Below are 22,813 nucleotides of genomic sequence, written 5' to 3'. Positions count from 1 at the left end.
GGAGACAATATATATGATTTCCCCACATGGAGGCAAACTTATTGACCTTGTGATGAAAGGAATAGAAAGGGAGCTATGGCTGACAAAGGCTTCTGCCTTCCCCTCCTCCATCACACTCGATTCATGGGGCCTTTCTGATTTGGTCCTGATTTCTACAGGTGCCTTCAGTCCTTTGACAGGCTTCATGGGACAGAGAGATTATTTAAATGTGTTGAAGGACATGCGTTTATCAAATGGTTTGGTCTGGAGTCTGCCCATCACGCTCCCGATACCGAAACAGTTACAGGAGACTCTTTCCATTGGTGAATCCGTCTCCCTCAAAGGGAAAGATGGCGTCATTTATGGGACGATGGAAATAGAGGAAATGTATGAATACAGCAAAGAAGCTGAAGCCCTATTCGTTTTTAAAACGTTGGACAAACTTCACCCCGGCGTAAAGAAAACATTCGAAAAAGATGATGTGTATGTAGCAGGGCCAGTAAGACTCCTGGCATTTCCCCCTATTTTTAAAGATTCCTTCAAATCCCCCGAACAACTGAGGGAAATCTTCAAAGAAAAAGGATGGAAAAGCATCGTCGCGTTTCAAACACGGAATCCGATTCACCGGGCCCATGAATACATCCAAAAGACAGCCCTGGAACATGTGGATGGATTATTGATCCACCCTTTGGTAGGGGATACAAAACAGGATGATATTCCTGCTCCTGTGCGGATGAGGAGCTATCATGCATTGCTCGATGGATATTACCCGAAAAATCGAGCAGTGCTGTCCACTTTCCCGGCGGCCATGAGATATGCAGGTCCCAGAGAAGCAGTGTTTCACAGCCTTGTCAGGAAAAACTTTGGATGTACCCACTTCATTGTGGGAAGAGACCATGCAGGTGTAGGGGATTATTACGGTACCTATGATGCTCAGGAAATCTTCCATTCTTTTTCGAAAGAAGAGATAGGAATCGAGATCTTGAAATTCGATCATGCTTTTTATTGCATGAAATGTGCAGCCATGGCAACCCGTAAGACATGTCCGCATTCACAGGAATTCCATATTCACCTAAGCGGGACAAAAGTGCGGCAGATGCTGCGGGAAGGCATCATTCCCCCGAAAGAATTTTCAAGGCCGGAAGTAATTGACATCCTAATGGAAGAAATGAGATCCGATTCAGAGAATGGGGGAAACAATAAGGAGACAAAAACATGATTGAGTTTTATATCGTCATTGCGGGCATGATCATGATGCTCTCTTGTTTGATTTTCGAAATCGAGCGGCCAGAAATCATCATCCCTTCCACTCTTCTATTTTTCGTCATGACCGGGGTCATTTCTCTACAGGAAGCAACCAAAGGTTTCTCCAATGAAGGGATGCTGACAATCGGATTATTGTTCTTAATTGCCGGCAGCATTCAAGGAAGCGGCATCGTCGATCATGCCCTCTTGAAGCTGTTGGACCGCTCCAATTCCTCGAGGCATATGCTGGCCAAGCTGCTCTTCCCGGTATCCATCCTGTCCGCTTTCCTGAATAACACACCGATCGTCATTGCCTTTACGCCACTTGTAAAGAAGTGGTGTGAAGATCACCAGCTATCTCCTTCTAAATTCCTTATCCCACTTTCATATGCGACAATCCTCGGGGGAACGATCACGCTTATTGGCACATCGACGAACCTCGTTGTGCATGGCTTACTCCTTGATCATAATTTGAGAGGTTTCACTTTCTTCGAATTAAGCAAAGTCGGCATCCCGGTTACTTTAATCGGGCTCTGTTACCTTATCTTTTTCAGCAACTATCTCCTGCCTGCAAGGAAAAGCACTCTGGCAAAAGGTGAAAATGTAAGGGAATTTACAGGGGAGGTCCTGATCCTCGAAGATTTTCCTTATATTCAAAAAACAGTGGAACAGGCGAAACTCCGAAGTCTGAAAGGATTATTCCTGGTCAGTATCATCCGGGATACCGGTGTGATCACACCGGTATCCAATACCACCGTATTGAAAGCGAATGATCGTTTGATTTTCACCGGTGATATTACCACCATCACCGAACTTCAGGGAAATAAAGGACTGCAATTGCTCTCTACAGTCGAGGATGATTTCCCCCGGCATCACGAACTGGTACAGGCGGTTGTTTCACACCATTCATCATTATTATTTAAAAGAATAAAAGAAACGAATTTCAGAAGCAGATATGATGCCGCTGTCATTGCCGTCCACAGGCAAAACCAGCGCTTGAAGGCCAAGATCGGGGATATTGTCTTAAAACCCGGGGATAGTCTCCTCCTTGTAGCCGGGGCTGAATTTCAAAAAAGAATCCATACAAATGACTTCTACCTCGTAACCCCGATTGATAAGAAAATCCTCACCCAAAAGCAGAAAAAACAAGGGTGGTTTTCGGTTTTGCTGCTGGGTGCCATGATTCTTCTTGTAACGTTTGGCTTTGTTTCCATGCTCACCGGTATGACTTTGGCCGCCTTGATTCTATTTCTCTTCAGGATCGTTCATCCACAAGTTGCAAAGAACGCGATTCAATGGAACGTCTTGATCATCATTTCCTGCTCATTCGGCATCGGTTATGCCTTGATGAATTCAGGCGTGGCTTCATTCGCCGCAAGCTTATTGATGGAAGCATCGCAGCCATTCGGGATTTTCGCCGTCATCACGGCCATTTATCTGCTCACCAATGTGTTTACAGAGTTGATGACAAACAGTGCAGCCGCGGTCATGATGTTTCCGATTTCACTTGAAATATCGAGTGCCATGAATCTGGATCCAGTCGCACTGGCCGTACTTGTGACCATTGCCGCATCTGCAAGCTTTGCGACCCCGATCGGTTATCAGACCAACTTAATCGTCTACGGTCCAGGTGGATATCAGTTCAAGGATTTCTTAAGAATCGGCATCCCGCTGAATATCATCACCATGATCACCACCGTTACGGCAGTTCATTTCTTTTGGTTATAATTGAATAATGGAATCGAGGTGTATGCGTTGAAAAGTGAACATATTTCTTGGCATGGCGGCAAAGTTGAAAAAGAAGACCGGCACCGCCTTCATCAACATAAAAGTGCAGTGATCTGGTTCACAGGTTTATCCGGGTCTGGTAAATCCACCCTTTCAGTTGAGCTAGAAAAAGGTCTGTTTGAAAGAGGGATCCATACCTATCGCCTTGATGGCGATAATATCCGCCACGGGTTGAACGGTGATCTGACTTTCACTGATGGTGATCGTAAAGAAAACATCCGCAGAATCGGGGAAGTATCCAAATTGTTTGTAGATGCCGGCATCATCACATTGACCGCTTTCATTTCTCCATTTAAAAATGACCGGGCGCTTGTGCGAACCTTGTTTCCTGAAGGTGAATTCATCGAAGTATACGTTCAAGCAAGCGTTGAGGAATGCTCAAGGAGAGATCCAAAAGGCTTATATAAAAAGGTGAAAAATGGGGAGATCAAGGATTTTACAGGAATAGATTCCCCATATGAAGCGCCAGACTCTCCTGAAATTGTGATTGATACCGAAACACAGACCGTTGAACAATCTGTTCAACAGATCCTCCTCTATTTAAAAAGAAGAAAATTGATACCATGATAAAGATGAATCAGCAGTGATTTTATGACAGGAGTTGAAAAATATGCTGAACGAAGTAATTGAGATTGCCATCGGAGCAGGACAGAAAATAATGGGTGTATATAATCAGAAGTATAAAATAGAACAAAAAGCTGACCTCTCCCCCCTGACTGTCGCAGATCAATTATCCCATGAATGGATACAGGGCAGCTTGGCACAGCTGCCTGAGAAAATGCCCATACTCAGTGAAGAGGGATCGGATGTGCCTTACGGTGAGAGAAGATGCTGGAAAACATTTTGGATGGTTGATCCATTGGATGGAACCAAAGAATTCATTAAGCGAAATGGTGAATTCACAGTCAATATCGCTCTTATCTCTGAAAATAGACCGGTCTTGGGTGTCATCTATGCCCCTGCTTTGGATATGGTGTATTGTGCTGAAAAAGGAAAGGGCGCATATAAAATACACCATGCCAGCTCCCCACTTAAAAAGAAAATGGTGAAAATAGCCACCTCCTCTCCAGAAGTGAAAAAAGTCATCTTGTCCAGATCCCACCTGAATGATGCAACTTCAGCGTACGTTGCATCCCTTCAGCAAAAGGGTTTGAAACTACAGTATGAATCCATCGGAAGCTCGTTGAAGTTCTGCCAGGTTGCAGAAGGGACCGCACACTATTACCCCCGCTACGCCCCGACGATGGAATGGGATACGGCAGCCGGTCAGATCATTGTGGAAGAAGCAAATGGACAGGTGCTGGTTAAGCATACAGGTATGCCCCTTCAGTACAATAAGGAAAACCTGACCAACCCTGCTTTTCTTTGTACGATCCCTACAACGGAATAGACTGCAAACGAAAATCCGGACGGAGTTCACCTCGTCCGGCTTTTTCAGCTACCTGCAGCATTCCCCTAAAACAGAAGGAAGTGAATCACACGTTTTTCACAACTATTATCCATTATGTAAACATGTTATAAAGAATGACTCAATAACATCCTCTCAATCCTTACCGATCACAGACACGGAATTACCCTTTCTACATATACTGTAATAGAATCTTTCAGCGTAAGGGAGAGAAACCATGGGAAACACCCCTCCAAAAATATCAATCATTTTCCCGGTTAAAAATGAAGGAAAGAATGTGAAAATGACCCTGGATTCATTATTTGCAGTCAAAACGAAAATTGACATCCAAGCAATCATAGTGGATGATGCTTCAAACGATCAATGCTGCGCTTTTCTCGCAAACTATCCGCATCGTTCGAAAGTGACCTATATCCGTGCGAATGGTGTAGGACCTGCCAATGCCAGGAACCTTGGGGCAGAAAAAGCAATATATCCCTATCTTGCCTTTTGCGACGCTCATATGACCTTCGAGAATTTCTGGATAGACCGTTTACTTTATCATCTGTTGCAAGGAAAAAGCGATGCCGTATGCCCTGCAATCGGATCTCTTGATGATCCGACAATCAAGGGGTATGGCCAATCCCTTACCCCTTCCTTAAAAATAAAATGGCATCAGAGGCGACGATCTTTATTTGAAACAGCCGTTTTGCCGGGGGCTTGCATCATCACCTCTCAGCGTGTGTTCAAAGACGTAGGGGGATTTGAAACCGGTTTTTCCACCTGGGGTCACGAAGATGTGGAATTCGCCTTAAAACTCTGGTTATTTGGCTACCGGTGTCACTGTGACCCTCAGGTGACTGTCCTGCATTTATTCAGGGTAAGTCACCCGTACACCGTGAACTATGAAGGCATCTATTATAACTTATTGCGGATGGCATACCTCCATTTTGACGATAAGAGAATTAAAAAAGCAAAGGCACTGATCATTCACGGTTCCCCTTTGGAAATAGAGAAGAAAGTATTGAAAGATGGTGTTTTGGCTAAAAGGGCTCAATATGTAAGAAGAAGAAAAATGGATATTGAGGATTTATTTAAAAAGTTCAATATCTATTTTTAATCACAGAATGGAAAATCCGAACGGCCTTTCGAAATTCTTAATGGAATATCGAATGCGTTCGGATTTTTCCAGTTACACAATCACTGGTGTTTTACTTATAAGTCTCATGATTCAAGAGGTGAAATTGTTGTTATGTGATTACTCTGTTTTACTCCCTTATGTTCCATTCAATTCTCGATAGTATGCAAGGATATCTTTAAGACTCTGATTCAGAGTGATCTCCGGCTGCCAGTTCAAATTGGCCAGTTTCTCATTCTCATAGGTATGCTCCGGAGTCAATTGTGAGTGTGCAGTAGAAATGGGAAGGGTGCTTCCGGTTATTCTTTTGAGCTCTTCTACGACTTCCAGGAAACGTCGTGAAAGGCCGGTAGATACGATATAACATTCATTTCGCTCCCCTTTTTGAAGGATACAATCATAGGCTTTGACAGCATCCCTCACATCAATGAAATCCCGGTTATCCATCATATTTTCAAAGTGAAAATCCACCGGCTCGCCTTCCATATAGGCAAGAAACTTTTGTACAAGAAGCGAGCATATCCCGTCTGATTCACCAGGTCCGATTAAGTTGGATGGTTTGGCGATGCGGATATCCAGATGATAAAATGTTGCCCAGCTAGCCGCCAGCAGGGTTTGAATGTATTTAGACAAGCCATATGGATGGTTCGGGTGTGAGGATGAGCATGGATCGTATTCGATAACGGAGCCTACGACGAGAAGAATCGCCTCTGGAACGGTCCTCTTTACCGCTTCCATCAGATTCATCGTCCCGATGACATTGGTATTGATCGTTGTCACAGGATCTGCCCAAGACCTTCCACTGTGATTCTGGGCAGCGAGATGGAGGATGTATCGTGGTTTTATTGTTTTCAGGACCTCCTCCAGTGTGTCCCGGTTCATCAGATCACACTGGATATTGTGGACCTGATTATTCGGGTGCGGCAGACTCCTGACCCCTGCGTACACTTCAAAGCCTTTCTCTAGATAGTATGAACATGCATGCATGCCTGAGAAACCGGCGGCCCCCGTTATGAAAATCCTGCTCATTTCCCTTCCATCCATTCATGAAGTTCCTGCAGCATTTTTTTATAATCTTTCACTGGATATTTATAGTCGCTCCGTGTATGAATGAGCGTTTTATCATGCACCGGCTCCGGAACAGGGATGATCTCTACTTCATATTTTTGAAACGTTTCTTTGAACAGCACCAGTAGTTCATATTTTGAGATTCCCTTATCTGCACTTAGATGGTAAAGGCCGGATATCCCCTCATTGATGAGGTCCTCTATTGCTTTGGCAAGCTCCAATGTGGTAACACCGTTCCAGTAGACGTTTTGATAGCCATATATTTCCCCCTGCTGACGGAGAAACCAGTGAAGGAGACCGATTCCATCATCCTTCAATTCAGGTCCGATAATCGAGGTCCTGATTGTCAAATGGGGCGAAGACTGGATCTCTCCAAGTGATTTCGTTTTTGAATAGATATTGGATCCATCCTTCACATCTTGCTCCGTATACTTCCCCCTGTTTCCCGAGAATACACAATCAGTGCTGATATGGATCAGCTTCCCCCCGTATTCATTCACGATGTCCACAAGGGCATGGGGCAGCAATGCATTCACTTCAATCGATTCTTTCACATGTGCTTCCGCATAATCATTCAGTAAGCCCGTCGCATTGATGACGATGTCTGAACGTTCTGCAAGCAGGACCTCCCGCACTCTGCCGAGATTCCTCACATCTAATTCTATTCCCTTTAAATCTTTTTTTCTGACCGAATATGAGACTTGGTGCCCGCGGCCTTGCAAATAGTCAACGATGACGTGTCCTGCCATTCCATGCCCCCCTAGAACGAGAATCTTCATTCTAGAAAACCTCCATCCTTCAGCATCGTCTTGATTTCATCATATGGGATGATGTTGTCACTTGAAGAATACGTATCGAGGTCCACCTGGGGAAAATCTTGATAGGACTCCATCAGGCCCTCGATCGGAATCGTCGGCAGGATGACAAAGTACTCATTATCGTAAACGATTGTATTATGGCTTTCAAATTCCGTCAGTAGAAGTTCATGGAGTTTCTCCCCTGGACGGATACCGAGCTCTTCAATGGTGACTTCCTTGTCAGGGGAATATTGATCGATCAACACTTGAGCGAGGTCAATGATTTTGCATGTCGGCATCTTCATGACAAAGATTTCTCCCCCATGGCTTTCGTAGGTTGCTTTGAATAATAGTTTGATTGCATCTTTTATCGTCAGGAAGAAGCGGGTCATCTTTTTATCGGTTATGCCGATCTTTGATTTAGTTTTGATTCCATGCTTGAATACATGTATGACACTGCCATTGGTCCCAAGCACATTCCCGCCCCGGACGCAGACAAATTTTGTTTTATCTGTCAATACGTTGGCATTGATAATCAATTTCTCTCCCATCGCCTTAGTGAACCCATAAAAATTGGACGGGTTGGCCGCTTTATCAGTGGAAATGTTTATGACTTTTTCTACATTATTTTCGATCGCCGCATCAATGATGTTCTGGGTTCCCAATACGTTGGTTTTCAGTGCTTCCAATGGCTGGAATTCACACACTGGCACATGCTTCAATGCAGCCAGGTGAAAAATGTAATCGACCTTTTGAGAAGCTTCGGATACCGCTTCTTTGTCCCTCACATCCCCGATGACGAACGTCAGTTTAGGATGATTTTCAAATTTCTGCTTCATCAATACCTGGCTTGTTTCATTCCGGGAGAAAATGCGGATTTCCTTTGGATCTTTTTCAAGTAATTGTGATACGAGTTCATTTCCCCATGAACCGGTACCGCCTGTCACTAGTATTGTTTTATTAGTAAACAATGTCAGAACCTCCTAATAAAATATTAATCACTTTATCTGAAACATGACGATCCAGATATTCAGCAGGACATATCCAGTTAGAGCTTTTAGAACTCATCACTTTGACACCATTAAGAATCGCTTTTTCACTCAATCCTGAAATGAAGTTACTGCCGCAATCCACCGTCTCGGGTCTTTCCGTCGTCTTTCTGACCGTAACGGTCGGAATATGGAAAATACAGCATTCTTCCTGAACGGTGCCACTGTCTGTCAGCACACAGAAAGCATTTTTCTCAAGCTTGATGAAGTCAAAAAAGCCGAATGGTTCGTGAAGTTCGATAAAGGGATGCAATGATAGGTGGGGAGACGAGTGGAGTTTCGAACGAGTTCTCGGATGGGTGCTCAGGATGATCCTTTTTTTGTACGTCATAGCCAATTCATTCAATGCTCCGACAATCGTGGAAAGATGAGCGGGATTGTCAACATTTTCAGCCCTGTGAATGGTCGCTAGAAAGTAGTCTTTACTGCCTAATAAGAGCTCTTGCAGGATGTTGCTTTCTTCTATTTGAGGCTGATAGTGGGTCAAGACTTCGAAGATTGGATTACCCGTTATGATGATTTTACTTGCTGTCATCCCTTCTTTGAGTAAATTGGTTTTGCTGTATGGCGTGTAGACTAAATTATAGGAAGAAACGGCATCGATGATCTTCCGGTTTTTTTCTTCCGGGACATTCAGATCGAAACAGCGGTTTCCTGCTTCCATGTGAACGACGGGGATCATCATTCTTTCAGCGAGAATCGCACTGAGCCCGCTGTTTGTATCCCCCAGGACAAGGACTTTGTCCGGTTTTTCTTTTAACAGGATCTTCTCCAGCTCCGTGAACAGGGATGAAAGCTGTTCACCAAGAGATTGTTGGGCGCTTGCGAGTACATAATCCGGCTGTCTCAGACCGAGCTCCTTGAAGAAGATGCCATTTAATGAATGGGTGAAATTCTGGCCGGAATGGACGATGATATGCTCGTCTGCAAGCACGTCCAGTTTCTTCATGATCAGGCTCAACCGGATGATTTCCGGTCTCGTTCCCAATACAGTTACGATTTTCATATTCACCTCTCCTTTTTCATTCTCTTATTATATTTATGTTCTTAATCGGGACATGTCCTAGACTCCTTACCTTATTTCAAAAAAAGGCGTATGTCTGATATGATCAAGCCCTTTCATCTGCGATGTATAAAAAAGCCCCACTGAAGAGGCTATTAACATCTTTTACTTCTATTGGTGAGGGAAGAATCCATTGTGAAAGACATGGTTGCACAACTGGATCGTTTCATTTTCGAATAGGCAGTGAAAAATCGGTCTTCATAGTAATTTCCAGGGGAGAATTCTGTCTGAACCTTTTCCTCCATCCTCATGGCGTTTCAAATATCAATTTTTTTTGAAACGGGAATGGCATATCATCCTTCCATCCATGTAGATACAGACGACCTGCTGTCAATCTGGTTCAACCTAAATCGTTACCTTTGTTTTGTTTGGAGAGCTTGGGTGTATATCATTAAGGTATTTCTCCCTAACTTTTCAACATCCCATAGATCTTTACCATGCATTTTTGCATACTGGCTCATCTGTGTTCTCAGCTGAGGGTTACTTAACAGATACTCAATTTTTTCAGCGAGCTGCAGGCTGTTCTCTTTTTCAACAATAAATCCATTCTTTCCGTGTTCGACCATTTCAGGGAGCCCTCCGGCGTCACTTACAATCGTGGGAACCCCCATCAGCTGTGCCTCTATCACGGCAAATGGCTGGTTTTCCTGAAGACTCGGCAACACCAGCATGTCCGAAAGTTGCAAGATTTCCTTCACTTGAGACGTAGTTCCCCAGAAGATCACCTTTCTGCCGATCCCGAGCTCCTCACAACGATCTTTCAATTTCCCCTTTAGCTCTCCTTCTCCAATGATCCAACATTCCCAATCGTCTCTTGATTTCAAAAATGAAAGGGCTTCGACCAGTTGCTGAAGACCCTTTAAGTACACGAGCCGGCTATTGACGAGGATAATTTTTTTATCTTTTCTCTTTTGGATAATGGGACCGCTGTCGAAATCAGAAAGCTTCACCCCGTATTTGAACGTATAGATTTTCGCAGCGGGAATGTTGAATTCACTTAGGATGATCCCCCTCATCCACCGGCTTGAAGTATGGATGACGTCACTCACTTCATAGCCTATTGCCTCTATCTTCGAATAATAGCGAAGAAGAAACGTCTTCCAAATATCCTCAGCCTGCATATTCAGATTCACCGATTTGTACTGATGGAAGATGGCGCCCGACAAAAAACCGTGAATGCTCGTGACAAGCGGCACATTCACAGGCTTCAAACGACTCAACGCCACCGCACAAATGACATCCTGGGCATGAATGAGATCGTATTTGGACAAATCCACATTTTTCGCACCCTGTTCGAACAAATATCGATTTGATTCCGCATGGTACACCCAAGGATTATGCACCATATGAGGGTAGGCTTTCATCAATCGGTGATTCACATATGAACGATAAGGAGCGAGATCGACTTTCAACTTTCCTTCCAGCAGAACGAGCGTAGAGTTATTGTCACTTGTGCACATGATGTCTACCTGATGTCCCTGCTTGACAAGATTCTCCCTCAAATTGGACACAAATGACCAGATTCCACCCCCGGGTAGCGGAAATACAGTAGCTATTAATATTCTCATCTCACTCACCCCTTAAGAAATTCATCGAGTATGGACTTTATTCTTGGATCCGGGATCGACTGCTTTTTATATTTTTGCTGATCATTGATTGGTTGAACCTGATTTAAAGGTGTCGATGTTTTTGTTCCATTTACATGCCAGTAATAATTTTTCCGTGGTAGCATTTGGTTCCCTCCCCATAGACGGTTTGTTTGATGTTTCATTTGGCCTTGGTCAATGAATCGAGTAGATGACATTCATATCAAATTCCTCAAGATTCTTTTCCCACAAAAGTTTATTTGCCTTAATATCAAAGCAAGATAAGCGTGTCGGCATAACACCATAACCCCCAACGTAGGTCACCGTTCCGTCTTCCTTTTTCTCACTGGCAGGCCGAATCCTGGAGAAGCCAACTAATACGATGTTATCGGTTATAGGTTTGATCCCCCTGCACCAGCCGATTTTTTCACTATGTCCACTGATTTGCACCAAATTTACGGTTCTTTCCACTTCCAGCGTTTTGGCATTGACGATGACGATTCTCCCGTCAACCTGGGTGAAATAGATCTTACCGTTATAAACTACACCGTCATGTATGAGTTCACGGCCGATATTGATCTTTTTCGCCCGGTTTGTTAAACAGATCGCATCTTTTTGCAAGCATCTTGTCACCCAAATATCATCGTCCAATTCAAATACATAATTTGGATGTGATAGATGAGGCTTAGTTGTGGGGACTTTTCTATAATCGATTCTGGGATCAAACCGCTTCCACGGATTTTCCCCCATCACATTCCACAGATTGAAGATCTTTCCATTTGGATTCAGTTCCACAACCATATCAAGCCCTGTGTTTACAACCAGAATATTCCCGTTCCTCCTCGGACTTACATGATGTACATCATTGAACAACGGCAAACTATAGTATTCCTCCAACTTATAAGTGAAGGCATTGTAGATGAGGATTTCTGTTTGGGTGCATGCATACAGCCTCTTTCCTTTCAATGTCGCCGCCGTGAATGAGATGGAAGCTTCATGCAGAGGACACACTTCTTTCGGAGAAGTGTATTCAATGACCCTTTCCCCTTGCTTCGTCACGCCGTCCATTTTTACAACGACAGCTTTCTTGAATTGTTCCCAATCTTTCAGTACTTTGGACTTTTGTTCTGCCCCGACCAAGTATAAATCTTTCAACCATTCTCACCTCTTTTATATTTCTTCTATGATCAACCGGCCTTGTACCCCCTGGCTGCTTCTTCCTTCTGATACAGGCAGGGACAATACCGATGACTGCTCTAGATATTCTATGTACAGCTTGTATCTTTTGACAGTGGATTCAGATAAAATAGGACCTTTTTATAATTTATGACCGCTTAGCCCTCTACAAAAAGGAATCACTTACATATAAAAATAATAGGATTGTTTTGTGAACGAAAACATGATTGGAGGATATCCTATGAAATTACTATTCGTCTTTTACGTACCGAGCGGCGGTGTCGAAACGTTAAACAGACAAAGGGCGGTTGCTCTGCAAAAGTCCGGGGTCCGCTGTGACTTTCTTTACTACAGCAAGCGAAGAAATTTGCTGAACCACGAGGGATCCCATGTGTTCATCACGAATGATGACCAGGAAATCAAAGCGATCCTGCACAAAGGCAAGTATGATACAGTGATTATTACGTCGGATTACAGGGCGATGGAAAGGTTCAGATCGTTGGGGTATAAGGGGAAAATCATCCTCGAAATACAGGGTTATGGCCCTAAAGAAGTTGCCAGGGCTGAAATGGGGAAAGCCATTCCATTTGTCCAACAATATTGTGATGCCCTGCTTTATCCCAAGACCCCCCATATTGGGGCGATTTTCAGAGAATTCTTTGCATCCACGCCCATTTTTGAATTCAACAATTGCTTTGATCACATGGCATTCACGTATCAAAAACTCCCAAAAAAAGACCGTCCGATCATTGCCTGGATCGGACGGCTGGAAGATAACAAAAATTGGCGGGAATTTCTACACATCGGGCACCACCTCCGTCAAAAAAACCCTGCCATTGATTTATACATGTTCGAGGACCCGAGCCTATCCACTCCAAAAGAGAGACAGGATTTCATTCAATTAAAAGGTATGCTCGGACTCGATGATTCTGTCCATCTTCTTCAAAATTTGCCCAACAGTCAAATGCCCCGCTATTTTTCCATGATCGGGGACTCTGGAGGCTTCTTATGTTCTACTTCGAAAGTAGAAGGTGCCCCGTATTCACCGCTTGAAGCGATGAGCTGCCGGTGTCCGGTTTTAACAACAGACTCTGATGGTGTGAGAAGTTCGATTCTTCATAATCAAACCGGTAAATACTATCAGCTCGGCAACATTCAACAGGCTGTTGTTCAAGCTGAAGAACTGATGGGAAATGCCACTTTGCGTAAATATATTATTGAAAATGCACTTCTACACTTAAAATCTCAATTCAGTCATGAACAATATGCCTTTCACTTCAATAAAATGTTGAAATCCATCGGCGTGTAACATCCTAATTGCAGTGACATAGAAGATTAATAACTTAAAAAGGTGAGATGTCCATTGAAAGCATTTGTAACAGGCGGAGCCGGTTTCATCGGTTCCCATTTGGTTGATACCCTCATTTCAAGGGGGGATACGGTTCATGTGATTGATAACCTGAGCAGCGGTAAGAAGGAGTTCATCCACCCTTCCTCCGTATTCCATCAATTAGATATATGTTCACCGAGTGTTCAACGGCTCATTTTGGATGAAAAGCCGGATGTGATCTACCATATGGCCGCACAGGCTGATGTGTCGAGGTCAACCTCCTCCCCTTTTTCGGATATGCACTCAAATTTGGCAGGCACAATCAACTTATTGGAAGCTTGCAGAAGGACCCCAATCAAGAAATTTGTCTTCTCCTCCACTTCAGCGGTATACGGCAATGTAATGTGTGACAAAATCAATGAAATCCAGCCGCCTAATCCCATCTCATTCTATGGGTTATCTAAATATGCAGCAGAAAGATATATCAGGTTATACAATGACACATTCAATATTCCCTACTCCATCCTTCGTTACGGAAATGTATATGGCCCAAGGCAGACATCGAAAGGGGAAGGCGGGGTTATCGCCGTCTTCCTTGAAACACTCAAAAGAAATGAAGCGTTGAAAATTAATGGGGACGGACTTCAAACCCGTGATTATATTTATGTGCAAGACGTGGTGGACGCCAATATTGCTGCTGCAGAAGAACCAAAAAATCTGGTCGTGCAGATCAGTACAGGAGAAAGTACTTCGATCCTTCAATTGATTCAACTCATACAAGAAAATCATGACACGGAAGTCAAGACATTCCACGGAGCTGACCGCCAAGGAGATATTAAACATAGCTGCCTTGATAATTCACTTGCGACAGCATCTCTTCAATGGAAACCGTCCTATACAATAGAAGAAGGGATTCGCAATACGTACCGCTGTTGATTTACTTCAAGGACTTTTCCTCGACTGTCTGTAAACTCGACCTCCCACTAAGATCAACTGCTTTACCCCAGGCATTGATGCTTTAAAAATCCATTTTCGCCTCACACTTTTTCTTTTTCATCTCTTATTTTTATTACGGTCCATCTGAAAATATTTCAGGTATTTCCTCTGTATTGCCTGTGATTCCTGCAGCATACCCTTTCCATTCTTCGCCGACCCCATCTGCGGATGTACACGATACAGCACCAGTGCCTCATCCAAATAATCCATGCGCGTATGAAGCATCAGCCTGCACCACATCTCATAGTCTTGCGTATATTTTAATGATTCATCGAACCATCCTGCCTGCTTAATTAAATCGATTTCTGCCATCACTGTACATCCATTGACAGGACAGGCCTTCAAGAGTACATTCCTGAACATATTCTTTGTCATTCTCCTTGAATGGATTTCATTTATGACTTTATCTTTTTCATCTATGACCTTGAAAGCCGTATATGAAACTTTAGAACGGATTGCCTGCATATATGTCAATTGCCTTTCAATCTTTCCTACTGTAAACATATCGTCTGAGCTCAACCAAGCAAAATATGTGCCTGTTGCATGCCTTAACCCTGTGTTCAAGGCAGAAGCTGTTCCCCCGTTTGCTTTTCTTATATATTTGATTCTATCTTTAAACGGTTTAATTTTTTCAAAATGTTCGGTGGAACCATCATCCACCAGGATGACTTCGACCTGTTGATACGTTTGATTTAAAGCGCTTTTGATGGCCCGGTCCACATATGGGCAATTATAGAATGGAATGATAATGGATACCTTCACTTCAATCCCCTCTTTCTTAGATCCGGTGATACCGACAGTATATGCCCGTTGATGGTAAAATGCTTGTACCAACGCCTACACTTCATCAATAACCGTATCCGGTTGTGAAGAGCGGCAACTGTCTTCAACATTAAAATCCGAACGGCAGAGATGCCCGTTCGGATTTAGCTTGCATGATGACCCACCATGCCTTATTGAATGAGAATTTCGATATGCCGGACTTTCCCGTGATTGATCTTGTAGCAGCGGAGCTCTTCTCCCTTTACACTAACAGCAGCAATGAAATAATACACATCAGGATAAAGCGAATATTCCACATCGTCCCTGGATGGTACCGGGCGGCCATTTGGATGTGAGTGATAAATACCAAGGAAGGTTTCTTTCTTCATAACCATCTCCTCCATCACCCGGTCTTGCTCCACTGGATCGATGGCAAATGAAAAAGGGGTGGGCTCCGTATTGGTCATCGGCCAAACCGTCAGGCACTGATTGCCTGATCCGGAAAGCAGCCCACAGGCTTCATTTGGCAGGTCTTTTCTGACTTCCAGCATGATTCTCATATAGACAAGCTTGGACATGATAACAAAGTCCTTAGGCGTTACATCCGCAGCCTTTGAATTTAAATTTTGTTCTTTTTGCTTCCAATTGGATTCTTTCTTCTTTTTTAATGCCAATGGGTATACTTTTTCGTTGCTTATAAATTGCATTCAGATCCTTTGATTGCATGAATATCCCCCCTTTCAATATTAGCGGATATATTTATTCGGATTAAACATCGTGCGTTTCGATTCACTGTCCATCGGGATGTTTCCGTATTCTTCGAATTGCTGATTCACTTGTGGGGCTTTATCAGTGGACCGCTGCTTCATTTTTTTGTACAAGTCGCTTTTCTTGTTTGATTGAGTTTGAAGGTTTTCCCGGAGCGCGTTCAATTCCTTCTCCATCTCCAATTCCCGGACGTTCTTTTCCTTCTGTCTGTTGTCATTCACTTCATTCAGAAGATTCACTTGTTTTTCTAATGCCGTTTCCCTTTGTTTCATATCTTCGAGCTGATTTTTCAAGGCGTCAAGCTCTTCCTCATAGTACCCTTCGATCTTTTTCAACTCTTCATGCAATGCATTCATTTTCTGTAAATATTCTTGTGTCTTCTCGTCTTTTTCACTGTCCTTTTCCAACGTTGCTTTCACTTCATTGATTTTATTTGAATAAGATACTAACTGATCTTCAATCAAATCCAGTTTCTTAATGATTTCCGGGTGATTGTTCTCAGTTTCTTTCCCCCATAAAAAATTCCACATGTCTGTATACCACCTTTCCGGTTTTTTTTCATAATGCTTTCGCAGCTCACCAATCCATTCAAGCAAGCTGAAGAATGAGCCGTAGTCTGCATCTATCTTCATATCTTGGCCCAATGAGGTGACAAATGCACGATTTGCATCAATCAATGCTGTGATCACATCATTTTTTACTTTTTCAACATATGATTTATATTCGTTATGCGTACTTTCATATATCACCCTGATTTCCGGGATCGAGGTTGGGAGAACGGAATCCATCATGCCATCCGGACTGTCGTCGGGAGGGTCGTGAAGCTTTCCTTGTTCCACTTTGGTGAATGCAGCATCCCTTTTATGCACCTCTTCCAGCAATGACTTATCTCTTTGCTCCTTCTGTAATTGAAGGTAAAGTTCTTGCTTCACCTCCATTTCGCTCAATAAAAATTCAATCTGCTCAGTGAGTGTCTGGATCGTTTGATGATTTTCCGCAATTTCCAATTGGTATATTCGTTGTTTGCTTCTTTCCCTCGACAGTTCTTCTGACACATTCTTGATTCTCCGTGAATAGTGATGATAAAGGGACTCCAATTCATTTGATATGCTATGGATATCGTGTAATATTTCATGAGGTCCCGCCCCCTGGGCATGCTCCTCCCCTTCCATCTGTTTCACCCCCAATGATTTCTTTGTATTATCTTATGTATGGTTTGTATACATGTTAAAAAAAAGGAGAGAGATTTCCCCTCTCCTTACATTCATTAGTCATCCAAACCGTCTAATAGGTCAGCGAATGTATCACACTCACCAAACTCTACCAATGCATCTACAAGTCCGCTGTCAAAGATGACTGCATTTGCAGTATTTCTCAAGATCAGGCGGAAGCTTTCAGTTGGCGCATCGATGATTTGAAGCTCATAGAATAATTGTTCAGGTACACCGTCAAAGTACCGGATCCCTTCACCTACAGCCGTCATTGCAGTATCTCCGCAAGTCACGCGATCGATGGAAGATGGATCGAAAGTAAAGCTGAAGTCCGGTTGGAATCCAGTTCCAGTAGGAGCAGGAGTTGGACCAACTTCAGTGTCAGTGAAGGAATATGACCATGTGCTGTCTGCAAGAGAACATTCTTGACAGATTTCTGCTCTAAGTGTGGATGTACCTTCGATGACTTCTCCTCCGATTGTTGCAAGGGTATCTTCATTTCTGGCAAGTGCTGTCGCCTGACACTCACAGTTTGCTACCGGGAATAATCCAGGGCACTGACGCGGGAATTCAAGCAGGCTGAGGTCGCAAGAAAGTCTTTCTTCAGGTACTGGAATGTTGTTAGGACGCGGGAAGCAGAATTTAGCCAGAACTTCAAGTTTAACAGGGTACTCTACTTGAACATCTTTACATAATACTACTCTAAGCGGGATCATCGGTCCGAATGGATCTGGCCCCATTAAAACCCCACCAGATGTTGCAATCACTTGAGTCGCTCTGATATTCAAATTGTCATTTGTAATGCCTGTAGGTACACACATCATTATTTCATCTGTAAATTGTGTACGTACTGTAAATGAACACTCCGCTACTCCAGCAATTAAGACCGTTACTTCAACCGGAACAGTCCAAACGATCAACACTTTACCAGGATTTCCATTCTCAATGATGGATCCTGTCACATTGACGGATGTTGGATCAACCGGTGCAGTTTGAATCTCCACCCTCTGGCCTCCAGCCAATGCTTCACTAACAGTTGCACGACATGCTTCATCCGGAATGAAGTTCTTGTTTTCGTATCTGTTTGCAAAGAATACCCAGTCATATACTTTGTCTACGCGGATACATTCCGGAGCCAAATCATTTGTATCCAATGGTAGTGGCGACGCTGATGGTGTAGGAGTCTGGGAACCCCTAATTTGTTTACGCTTCTTCAAACAAATCCTTCCTTTCTTTTAATGAATATTTATATCACAATATATCTTATGGACGAGAAGGAATTTGGTATAGAGTAAATACCTATTTATTCAAAAAAAAGTTACTAGGCGAATTACTAGTTTGCAGGAAACGGGCTTAAAATAGGCGAAACCTGTGGTCATTTGACTGTACTCCCCCTCCTCAGCCGGCATATCATATAGCATAAGAAAAGGAGGGATGCACATTATTGATAGCTGAATGAAGAAGCTAACCGTTAACCTCTGATTATTTTTTACGCTTACTCTTTTAAATGAATATTACGAACGTGAATGATTTTCTATCATTGCAATGATATTAATTATATATAAAAGCCATGTAAACGCTGGGAAGTTTACATGGCTTTATTTACGTTGATTAGCATCATACCGCTCTCACACATATACATACTAGTAAAAGCGCACAGAAAGGAGAAGTCTTATGAAACAGCTTTCCTCCATCCAGCTTCAGCAGCAGATCATTCATTATAAATCAGAGATGGAACGATACAAACAAAGATGCGCAGCCTTGGAATCGAATGTTGTGGTTCGAAAATACGGAGCACTTCAAAAAGAACATCAAGCGCTCCTGAAGAAGCTTGAAGAATATGAGGATGTCATTGTAAAGAAGGGAGAAGAAATCGAAGGGCAATCGTTAAAATTCGTATTCCTTCATAAAGCACAGGAAAAAGAAATGTCAAAGCTCCGATTTACCATCAATCAACTGAAGGATCAACTTCGGAAGATCAATCAACATTATATGAGGGATACAAAGTTATATGATGAACAACTGCATGAAAGCGCTGAAGTGTTTCAGCAGGAAGTTCTTTCGCTGCAAACGACGATCAGCCACTTGCTCTTTGAAAGAGAGCGATATTTTTCAGCAAATGAAGAAATGGGGCAGCGCTTGCAGCAGAGGGAATGGGAAATGTGGGTGCTTGAAGAGCAGATTAAAAGCTGTGAAGATGAAGCACATTCAAAAGAACACGTATTACGTCGTTCCATTGAATTACAGAACATAGAGATTGAGGCACTGGTAAAGGAAAAGGAAGACCTCATCGATCAATTCAATCATAAGGAAGCGGAAATGGCCGGCCTCCTCCAGCGTTTGACTGACGAGGAGAATAAGCACAATGAAGCCACCCTCCTTCAACAGAAGCTTAAGGATAGAAATCGAGCCCTTCACCATGCACTGAAAAAGCAACGGGAAGACATGGAGATGTACATGAAAACACTCCAATCGGTCAGTTTAAATATCAAACAGATGAAGGAAGATGATTCTTTGTTCAAAGTTGAAGAGAAAAACACAGCATCTCCGGAAATGAAAAAATTAGAAAACACCATCGCTCATCTCCAATTTACGAATTCCCTTTTAATAGAAGAAATCAATAAGCTGAAAAATAAACCGGGCTCCTAAATAGGGAGCCCGGTTTATCTTTACATGAATTCTTTAACTAAATCTTCAAATGTATCTTCAGAAAGCTTTAGGTCATGACTGCTCAGAGGTTCTTCTGAATAGCCTGCCACAAGCTCCTGATAGGACGGCTGCTGTTGATTTTGATAAATCAGACCTGTGACAAGTCCGTCTTTCTCCATCAAGGTGTTCATGGCCTGCTCCCGATTAGAAGGATCATAGCCCTCAACATCTGCAAGCTTCGTCAAATTCTCTTTGAACCAATCATACGTATTGGTTTTGTTGTATGTCACACAAGGACTGAATACGTTGATCAGGGAGAAGCCTTTATGGTTCAACCCCGCTTCGATCAATGCCGTCAGTTCTTTCAGGTCGGAAGAGAAACTTTGTGCAACGAAGGTCGCGCCTGCGGTGAGTGCCATTTCCATCGGTGCAAGTGCAGGTTCGATGCTGCCCTCCGGCGTAGACTTTGTTTTAAATCCTGACGCCGAACGTGGCGATGTTTGCCCTTTCGTCAATCCGTATATTTGATTATCCATGACAATGTATGTCACATCGACATTCCGCCGGATTGCATGGATCGTATGTCCAAGGCCGATGGCAAATCCATCTCCATCACCGCCTGATGCGATCACGGTTAAATCTTTATTTGCCATCTTTAAACCTTGTGCGATTGGAAGGGATCGTCCATGGATTCCATGGAAGCCGTATGAATTGATATATCCGGAAATTCGCCCGGAACATCCGATACCTGATACGACTGCCAATTGCTCAGGATCGAGCCCAACATTTGCCGAAGCCCGCTGGATCGCTGCCTGTACGGAGAAGTCACCGCACCCAGGACACCAGTTTGGCTTCACATTGTTCCTGAAATCTTTAAAGGTAGCCATGGATCAGTTCAACTCCTTACATCTAGTGTGAATTTCATTTGGCAAGAATGGTGTGCCGTCATACTTGGTCATCTTCGTGAGCTTATTACCATAGCCGACATTCATTTTGATAATGCTTGCCAGTTGACCGGTGGCGTTGTTTTCGATCACGACCACCTTTTTGGCTGATTGCATCAATGGTTCCAATTCATCTGCAGGGAAAGGATGAATCAAACGGATATGTGCATGATTCACTTTCACACCATCTGCTTCCAGCCTGCCCATCGCTTCTTCAATGACACCTCGTGTCGAGTTGAAGCCCACTAACAGCAGGTCTGCTTCTTCGTGGGGCGCGTTGATATGAATCGGTTGTTTGAATGCGATGTTCTCAAGCTTTCTCATCCGTTTATCCATCTGAGCCTGTCGGTTTACAGGCGATTCAGAAGGCTTTCCTGTTTCGTCGTGCTCGACCCCCGTTACATGGTGGATCCCATTTTTCATACCTGGAATGACACGTGGTGATACCCCGTCTTCCGTTACTTCATAGCGTTTGTAATACTTTTTCGGTTCCAATTCGTCCAAATCGGACTCCTGTCGGACGAGCTTCCCTCTGCGGATTTCGACTTTGCTGTAATCCAGGGGCTCAACGGTTTGCTTTCCTAATGAAAGCTGAAGGTCGGAAAGGATGATGACAGGACATTGATATTCTTCTGCCAGGTTGAAAGCTTCAACCGTATCATAAAACGCCTCCTGAACCGTGCTCGGAGCGAGAACGATTTTAGGGATTTCACCGTGGGTACCGTAAATCATCGCCATCAAGTCGGACTGCTCCTGTTTGGTCGGCAATCCTGTAGAAGGGCCTCCCCGCTGCGTGTCTACCACTACAAGAGGCTGTTCAGTCATCCCGGATAAACCGATTGCTTCCATCATGAGGGAAAGACCGGGTCCTGCTGAAGCCGTGAATGAACGGATCCCTCCGTAGTTTGCACCGATCGCCATCGTTGCCGCTGCAATTTCATCTTCTGTCTGGATCACTGTTCCGCCCACCATCGGAAGTTTCTTAATCAGGTATTCCATAATTTCAGAGGCCGGGGTGATCGGGTAGGCAGCCATCAGCCGCACGCCCCCTGCCAATGCACCGAGTGCAATCGCATCGTTTCCGATCATGAACATCCGTTTCTTTCCGTCGGCTTCTTTCAGCTGTAACGACCCGACTTTATCCCCGAGCGCTTCTTTCATCGCTTCGAAGCCCTTTTTGATGGCTTCCATGTTCTTCTCTACAACAGCTTCGCCTTTACGTCCGAAGATTTCTTCAACGACTTCCTTGAATACTCCCGGATTTAGGTTCAAGACTGCACAGGTTGCCCCTACAGCCACCATGTTCTTCATCAGGGACGTGCCAAGTGCCGTCGCCATCTCTGTAAAAGGAACGATGAACAGGGATGCATCAGTATCTTCAGGCTTCTCAGGCTTGAATTTTGCATCTGCAATGATGACACCATCACTATGTAATTCTTTATAATTTACATCAATCGTTTCCTGATCAAAGGCAACCAGGATATCTAAGTCATCGGCAATGGCACGTACTTGTGTCGTGCTGACCCGAATCTTATTATTTGTATGTCCCCCTTTGATACGGGAGGAGAAGTGGCGATATCCATATAAGAAATAGCCGAGGCGATTGAGTGCCATCGAGAAGATTTCACCCGTACTCTCAATCCCTTCACCCTGCTGGCCGCCAACCTTCCATGAAAGTTGTTCCTTCATTCATTACACCCCTTCAAACTTTATTTGTAACATCTATTATAGAAGATCGATCTCTTCCATTCATTCATACAATCATTAGATTTATTGATTGCTACACGATGCTTCTTTATGTGCACTCTATCAGTTTATCACTTTTCCATTTAAATCACTACTGTAATAAAGAGATTAGGGGCTCATTCAAACACTGA

22 protein-coding genes are annotated in these 22,813 nt (G+C 43.6%); 8 read left to right on the top strand and 14 right to left on the bottom strand.

Features of this window, described 5'->3' with window-relative positions:
- Window positions 1-13: 13 nt before the first annotated feature.
- From sat to KH172YL63_RS08160, 5 genes are all read left to right on the top strand, one after another.
- Window positions 14-1,198 carry a sulfate adenylyltransferase gene (gene sat / locus KH172YL63_RS08180; protein WP_442858758.1) on the top strand — a complete coding sequence of 395 codons (1,185 nt, stop codon included), beginning with the start codon at window positions 14-16 and terminating at the stop codon, window positions 1,196-1,198.
- Window positions 1,195-2,952 carry an SLC13 family permease gene (locus tag KH172YL63_RS08175; RefSeq protein ID WP_173105642.1) on the top strand — a complete coding sequence of 586 codons (1,758 nt, stop codon included), beginning with the start codon at window positions 1,195-1,197 and terminating at the stop codon, window positions 2,950-2,952. Before sat ends, KH172YL63_RS08175 begins: the two co-directional genes overlap by 4 nt.
- A gap of 27 nt (window positions 2,953-2,979) precedes the next feature.
- A complete protein-coding gene (gene cysC, locus KH172YL63_RS08170) occupies window positions 2,980-3,579 on the top strand; it encodes an adenylyl-sulfate kinase (protein WP_173105641.1) in 600 nt (199 codons plus the stop codon).
- A 43-nt stretch (window positions 3,580-3,622) separates the two neighbouring features.
- On the top strand, window positions 3,623-4,402 hold the full coding sequence (gene cysQ, locus KH172YL63_RS08165) for a 3'(2'),5'-bisphosphate nucleotidase CysQ (protein ID WP_173105640.1): 780 nt from the start codon (window positions 3,623-3,625) through the stop codon (window positions 4,400-4,402).
- 235 nt (window positions 4,403-4,637) lie between these two features.
- Window positions 4,638-5,519: a glycosyltransferase family 2 protein gene (locus KH172YL63_RS08160; RefSeq protein WP_173105639.1), complete on the top strand. Its 882-nt coding sequence runs from the start codon at window positions 4,638-4,640 to the stop codon at window positions 5,517-5,519.
- 156 nt (window positions 5,520-5,675) lie between these two features.
- Here KH172YL63_RS08160 and KH172YL63_RS08155 read toward each other — a convergent pair whose 3' ends face one another.
- The 7 genes from KH172YL63_RS08155 to KH172YL63_RS08125 form a co-directional block, all read right to left on the bottom strand.
- On the bottom strand, window positions 5,676-6,566 hold the full coding sequence (locus tag KH172YL63_RS08155) for an NAD-dependent epimerase/dehydratase family protein (protein ID WP_173105638.1): 891 nt from the start codon (window positions 6,564-6,566) through the stop codon (window positions 5,676-5,678).
- Entirely contained in the window at window positions 6,563-7,384 is an 822-nt protein-coding gene (locus KH172YL63_RS08150) for a dTDP-4-dehydrorhamnose reductase family protein (protein ID WP_173105637.1), read from the bottom strand. The genes KH172YL63_RS08155 and KH172YL63_RS08150 overlap by 4 nt, the downstream gene beginning before the upstream one ends.
- Window positions 7,381-8,373 (bottom strand): SDR family NAD(P)-dependent oxidoreductase, encoded by a 993-nt coding sequence (locus tag KH172YL63_RS08145; protein ID WP_173105636.1) that lies wholly within the window; start codon window positions 8,371-8,373, stop codon window positions 7,381-7,383. The genes KH172YL63_RS08150 and KH172YL63_RS08145 overlap by 4 nt, the downstream gene beginning before the upstream one ends.
- Window positions 8,363-9,457 carry a non-hydrolyzing UDP-N-acetylglucosamine 2-epimerase gene (wecB, locus tag KH172YL63_RS08140; RefSeq protein ID WP_173105635.1) on the bottom strand — a complete coding sequence of 365 codons (1,095 nt, stop codon included), beginning with the start codon at window positions 9,455-9,457 and terminating at the stop codon, window positions 8,363-8,365. Before wecB ends, KH172YL63_RS08145 begins: the two co-directional genes overlap by 11 nt.
- Before the next feature lie 410 nt (window positions 9,458-9,867).
- Entirely contained in the window at window positions 9,868-11,082 is a 1,215-nt protein-coding gene (locus KH172YL63_RS08135; protein ID WP_173105634.1) for a glycosyltransferase family 4 protein, read from the bottom strand.
- Window positions 11,083-11,087: 5 nt separating this feature from the next.
- Window positions 11,088-11,246, bottom strand: a complete 159-nt coding sequence (locus KH172YL63_RS08130; RefSeq protein ID WP_173105633.1) for a hypothetical protein — start codon at window positions 11,244-11,246, stop codon at window positions 11,088-11,090.
- Between the two features lie 49 nt (window positions 11,247-11,295).
- Window positions 11,296-12,255, bottom strand: a complete 960-nt coding sequence (locus tag KH172YL63_RS08125) for a PQQ-binding-like beta-propeller repeat protein (protein ID WP_173105632.1) — start codon at window positions 12,253-12,255, stop codon at window positions 11,296-11,298.
- Window positions 12,256-12,517: 262 nt separating this feature from the next.
- On the opposite strand from KH172YL63_RS08125, the gene KH172YL63_RS08120 reads away from it, so the two are divergent.
- Window positions 12,518-13,585, top strand: coding sequence for a glycosyltransferase family 4 protein (locus KH172YL63_RS08120; protein ID WP_173105631.1), 1,068 nt, complete (start codon window positions 12,518-12,520; stop codon window positions 13,583-13,585).
- Window positions 13,586-13,639: 54 nt separating this feature from the next.
- Complete coding sequence (locus KH172YL63_RS08115) at window positions 13,640-14,542, top strand: NAD-dependent epimerase/dehydratase family protein (protein WP_173105630.1); 903 nt, start codon at window positions 13,640-13,642, stop codon at window positions 14,540-14,542.
- Window positions 14,543-14,659: 117 nt separating this feature from the next.
- Here KH172YL63_RS08115 and KH172YL63_RS08110 read toward each other — a convergent pair whose 3' ends face one another.
- The 5 genes from KH172YL63_RS08110 to KH172YL63_RS08095 all read right to left on the bottom strand — a co-directional run bounded on the left by KH172YL63_RS08110 (window position 14,660) and on the right by KH172YL63_RS08095 (window position 18,560).
- A complete protein-coding gene (locus KH172YL63_RS08110; protein ID WP_232066145.1) occupies window positions 14,660-15,436 on the bottom strand; it encodes a glycosyltransferase in 777 nt (258 codons plus the stop codon).
- A 119-nt stretch (window positions 15,437-15,555) separates the two neighbouring features.
- Window positions 15,556-15,942 (bottom strand): M67 family metallopeptidase, encoded by a 387-nt coding sequence (locus tag KH172YL63_RS08105; RefSeq protein ID WP_173105629.1) that lies wholly within the window; start codon window positions 15,940-15,942, stop codon window positions 15,556-15,558.
- 13 nt (window positions 15,943-15,955) lie between these two features.
- A complete protein-coding gene (locus KH172YL63_RS21720; protein WP_269475206.1) occupies window positions 15,956-16,090 on the bottom strand; it encodes a hypothetical protein in 135 nt (44 codons plus the stop codon).
- 20 nt (window positions 16,091-16,110) lie between these two features.
- A complete protein-coding gene (locus KH172YL63_RS08100) occupies window positions 16,111-17,304 on the bottom strand; it encodes a hypothetical protein (RefSeq protein ID WP_173105628.1) in 1,194 nt (397 codons plus the stop codon).
- A gap of 95 nt (window positions 17,305-17,399) precedes the next feature.
- Window positions 17,400-18,560, bottom strand: a complete 1,161-nt coding sequence (locus KH172YL63_RS08095; RefSeq protein ID WP_173105627.1) for a hypothetical protein — start codon at window positions 18,558-18,560, stop codon at window positions 17,400-17,402.
- Between the two features lie 457 nt (window positions 18,561-19,017).
- On the opposite strand from KH172YL63_RS08095, the gene KH172YL63_RS08090 reads away from it, so the two are divergent.
- A complete protein-coding gene (locus KH172YL63_RS08090; RefSeq protein ID WP_173105626.1) occupies window positions 19,018-19,992 on the top strand; it encodes a coiled-coil domain-containing protein in 975 nt (324 codons plus the stop codon).
- A 20-nt stretch (window positions 19,993-20,012) separates the two neighbouring features.
- On the opposite strand, the gene KH172YL63_RS08085 is transcribed toward KH172YL63_RS08090, so the two are convergent.
- Both KH172YL63_RS08085 and KH172YL63_RS08080 read right to left on the bottom strand, forming a co-directional pair.
- The gene (locus KH172YL63_RS08085; RefSeq protein WP_173105625.1) at window positions 20,013-20,879 is read right to left on the bottom strand and encodes a 2-oxoacid:ferredoxin oxidoreductase subunit beta; all 867 of its coding nucleotides are present in this window, start codon (window positions 20,877-20,879) and stop codon (window positions 20,013-20,015) included.
- A 3-nt stretch (window positions 20,880-20,882) separates the two neighbouring features.
- A complete protein-coding gene (locus tag KH172YL63_RS08080; RefSeq protein WP_173105624.1) occupies window positions 20,883-22,625 on the bottom strand; it encodes a 2-oxoacid:acceptor oxidoreductase subunit alpha in 1,743 nt (580 codons plus the stop codon).
- Window positions 22,626-22,813: the final 188 nt, after the last annotated feature.

This window comes from Bacillus sp. KH172YL63 (assembly GCF_011398925.1).
Lineage (GTDB): Bacteria > Bacillota > Bacilli > Bacillales > Bacillaceae_B > Rossellomorea.
The sequence above is the reverse complement of the archived record's forward strand: the minus strand, read 5'-3'. Positions and strand labels throughout refer to the sequence as shown.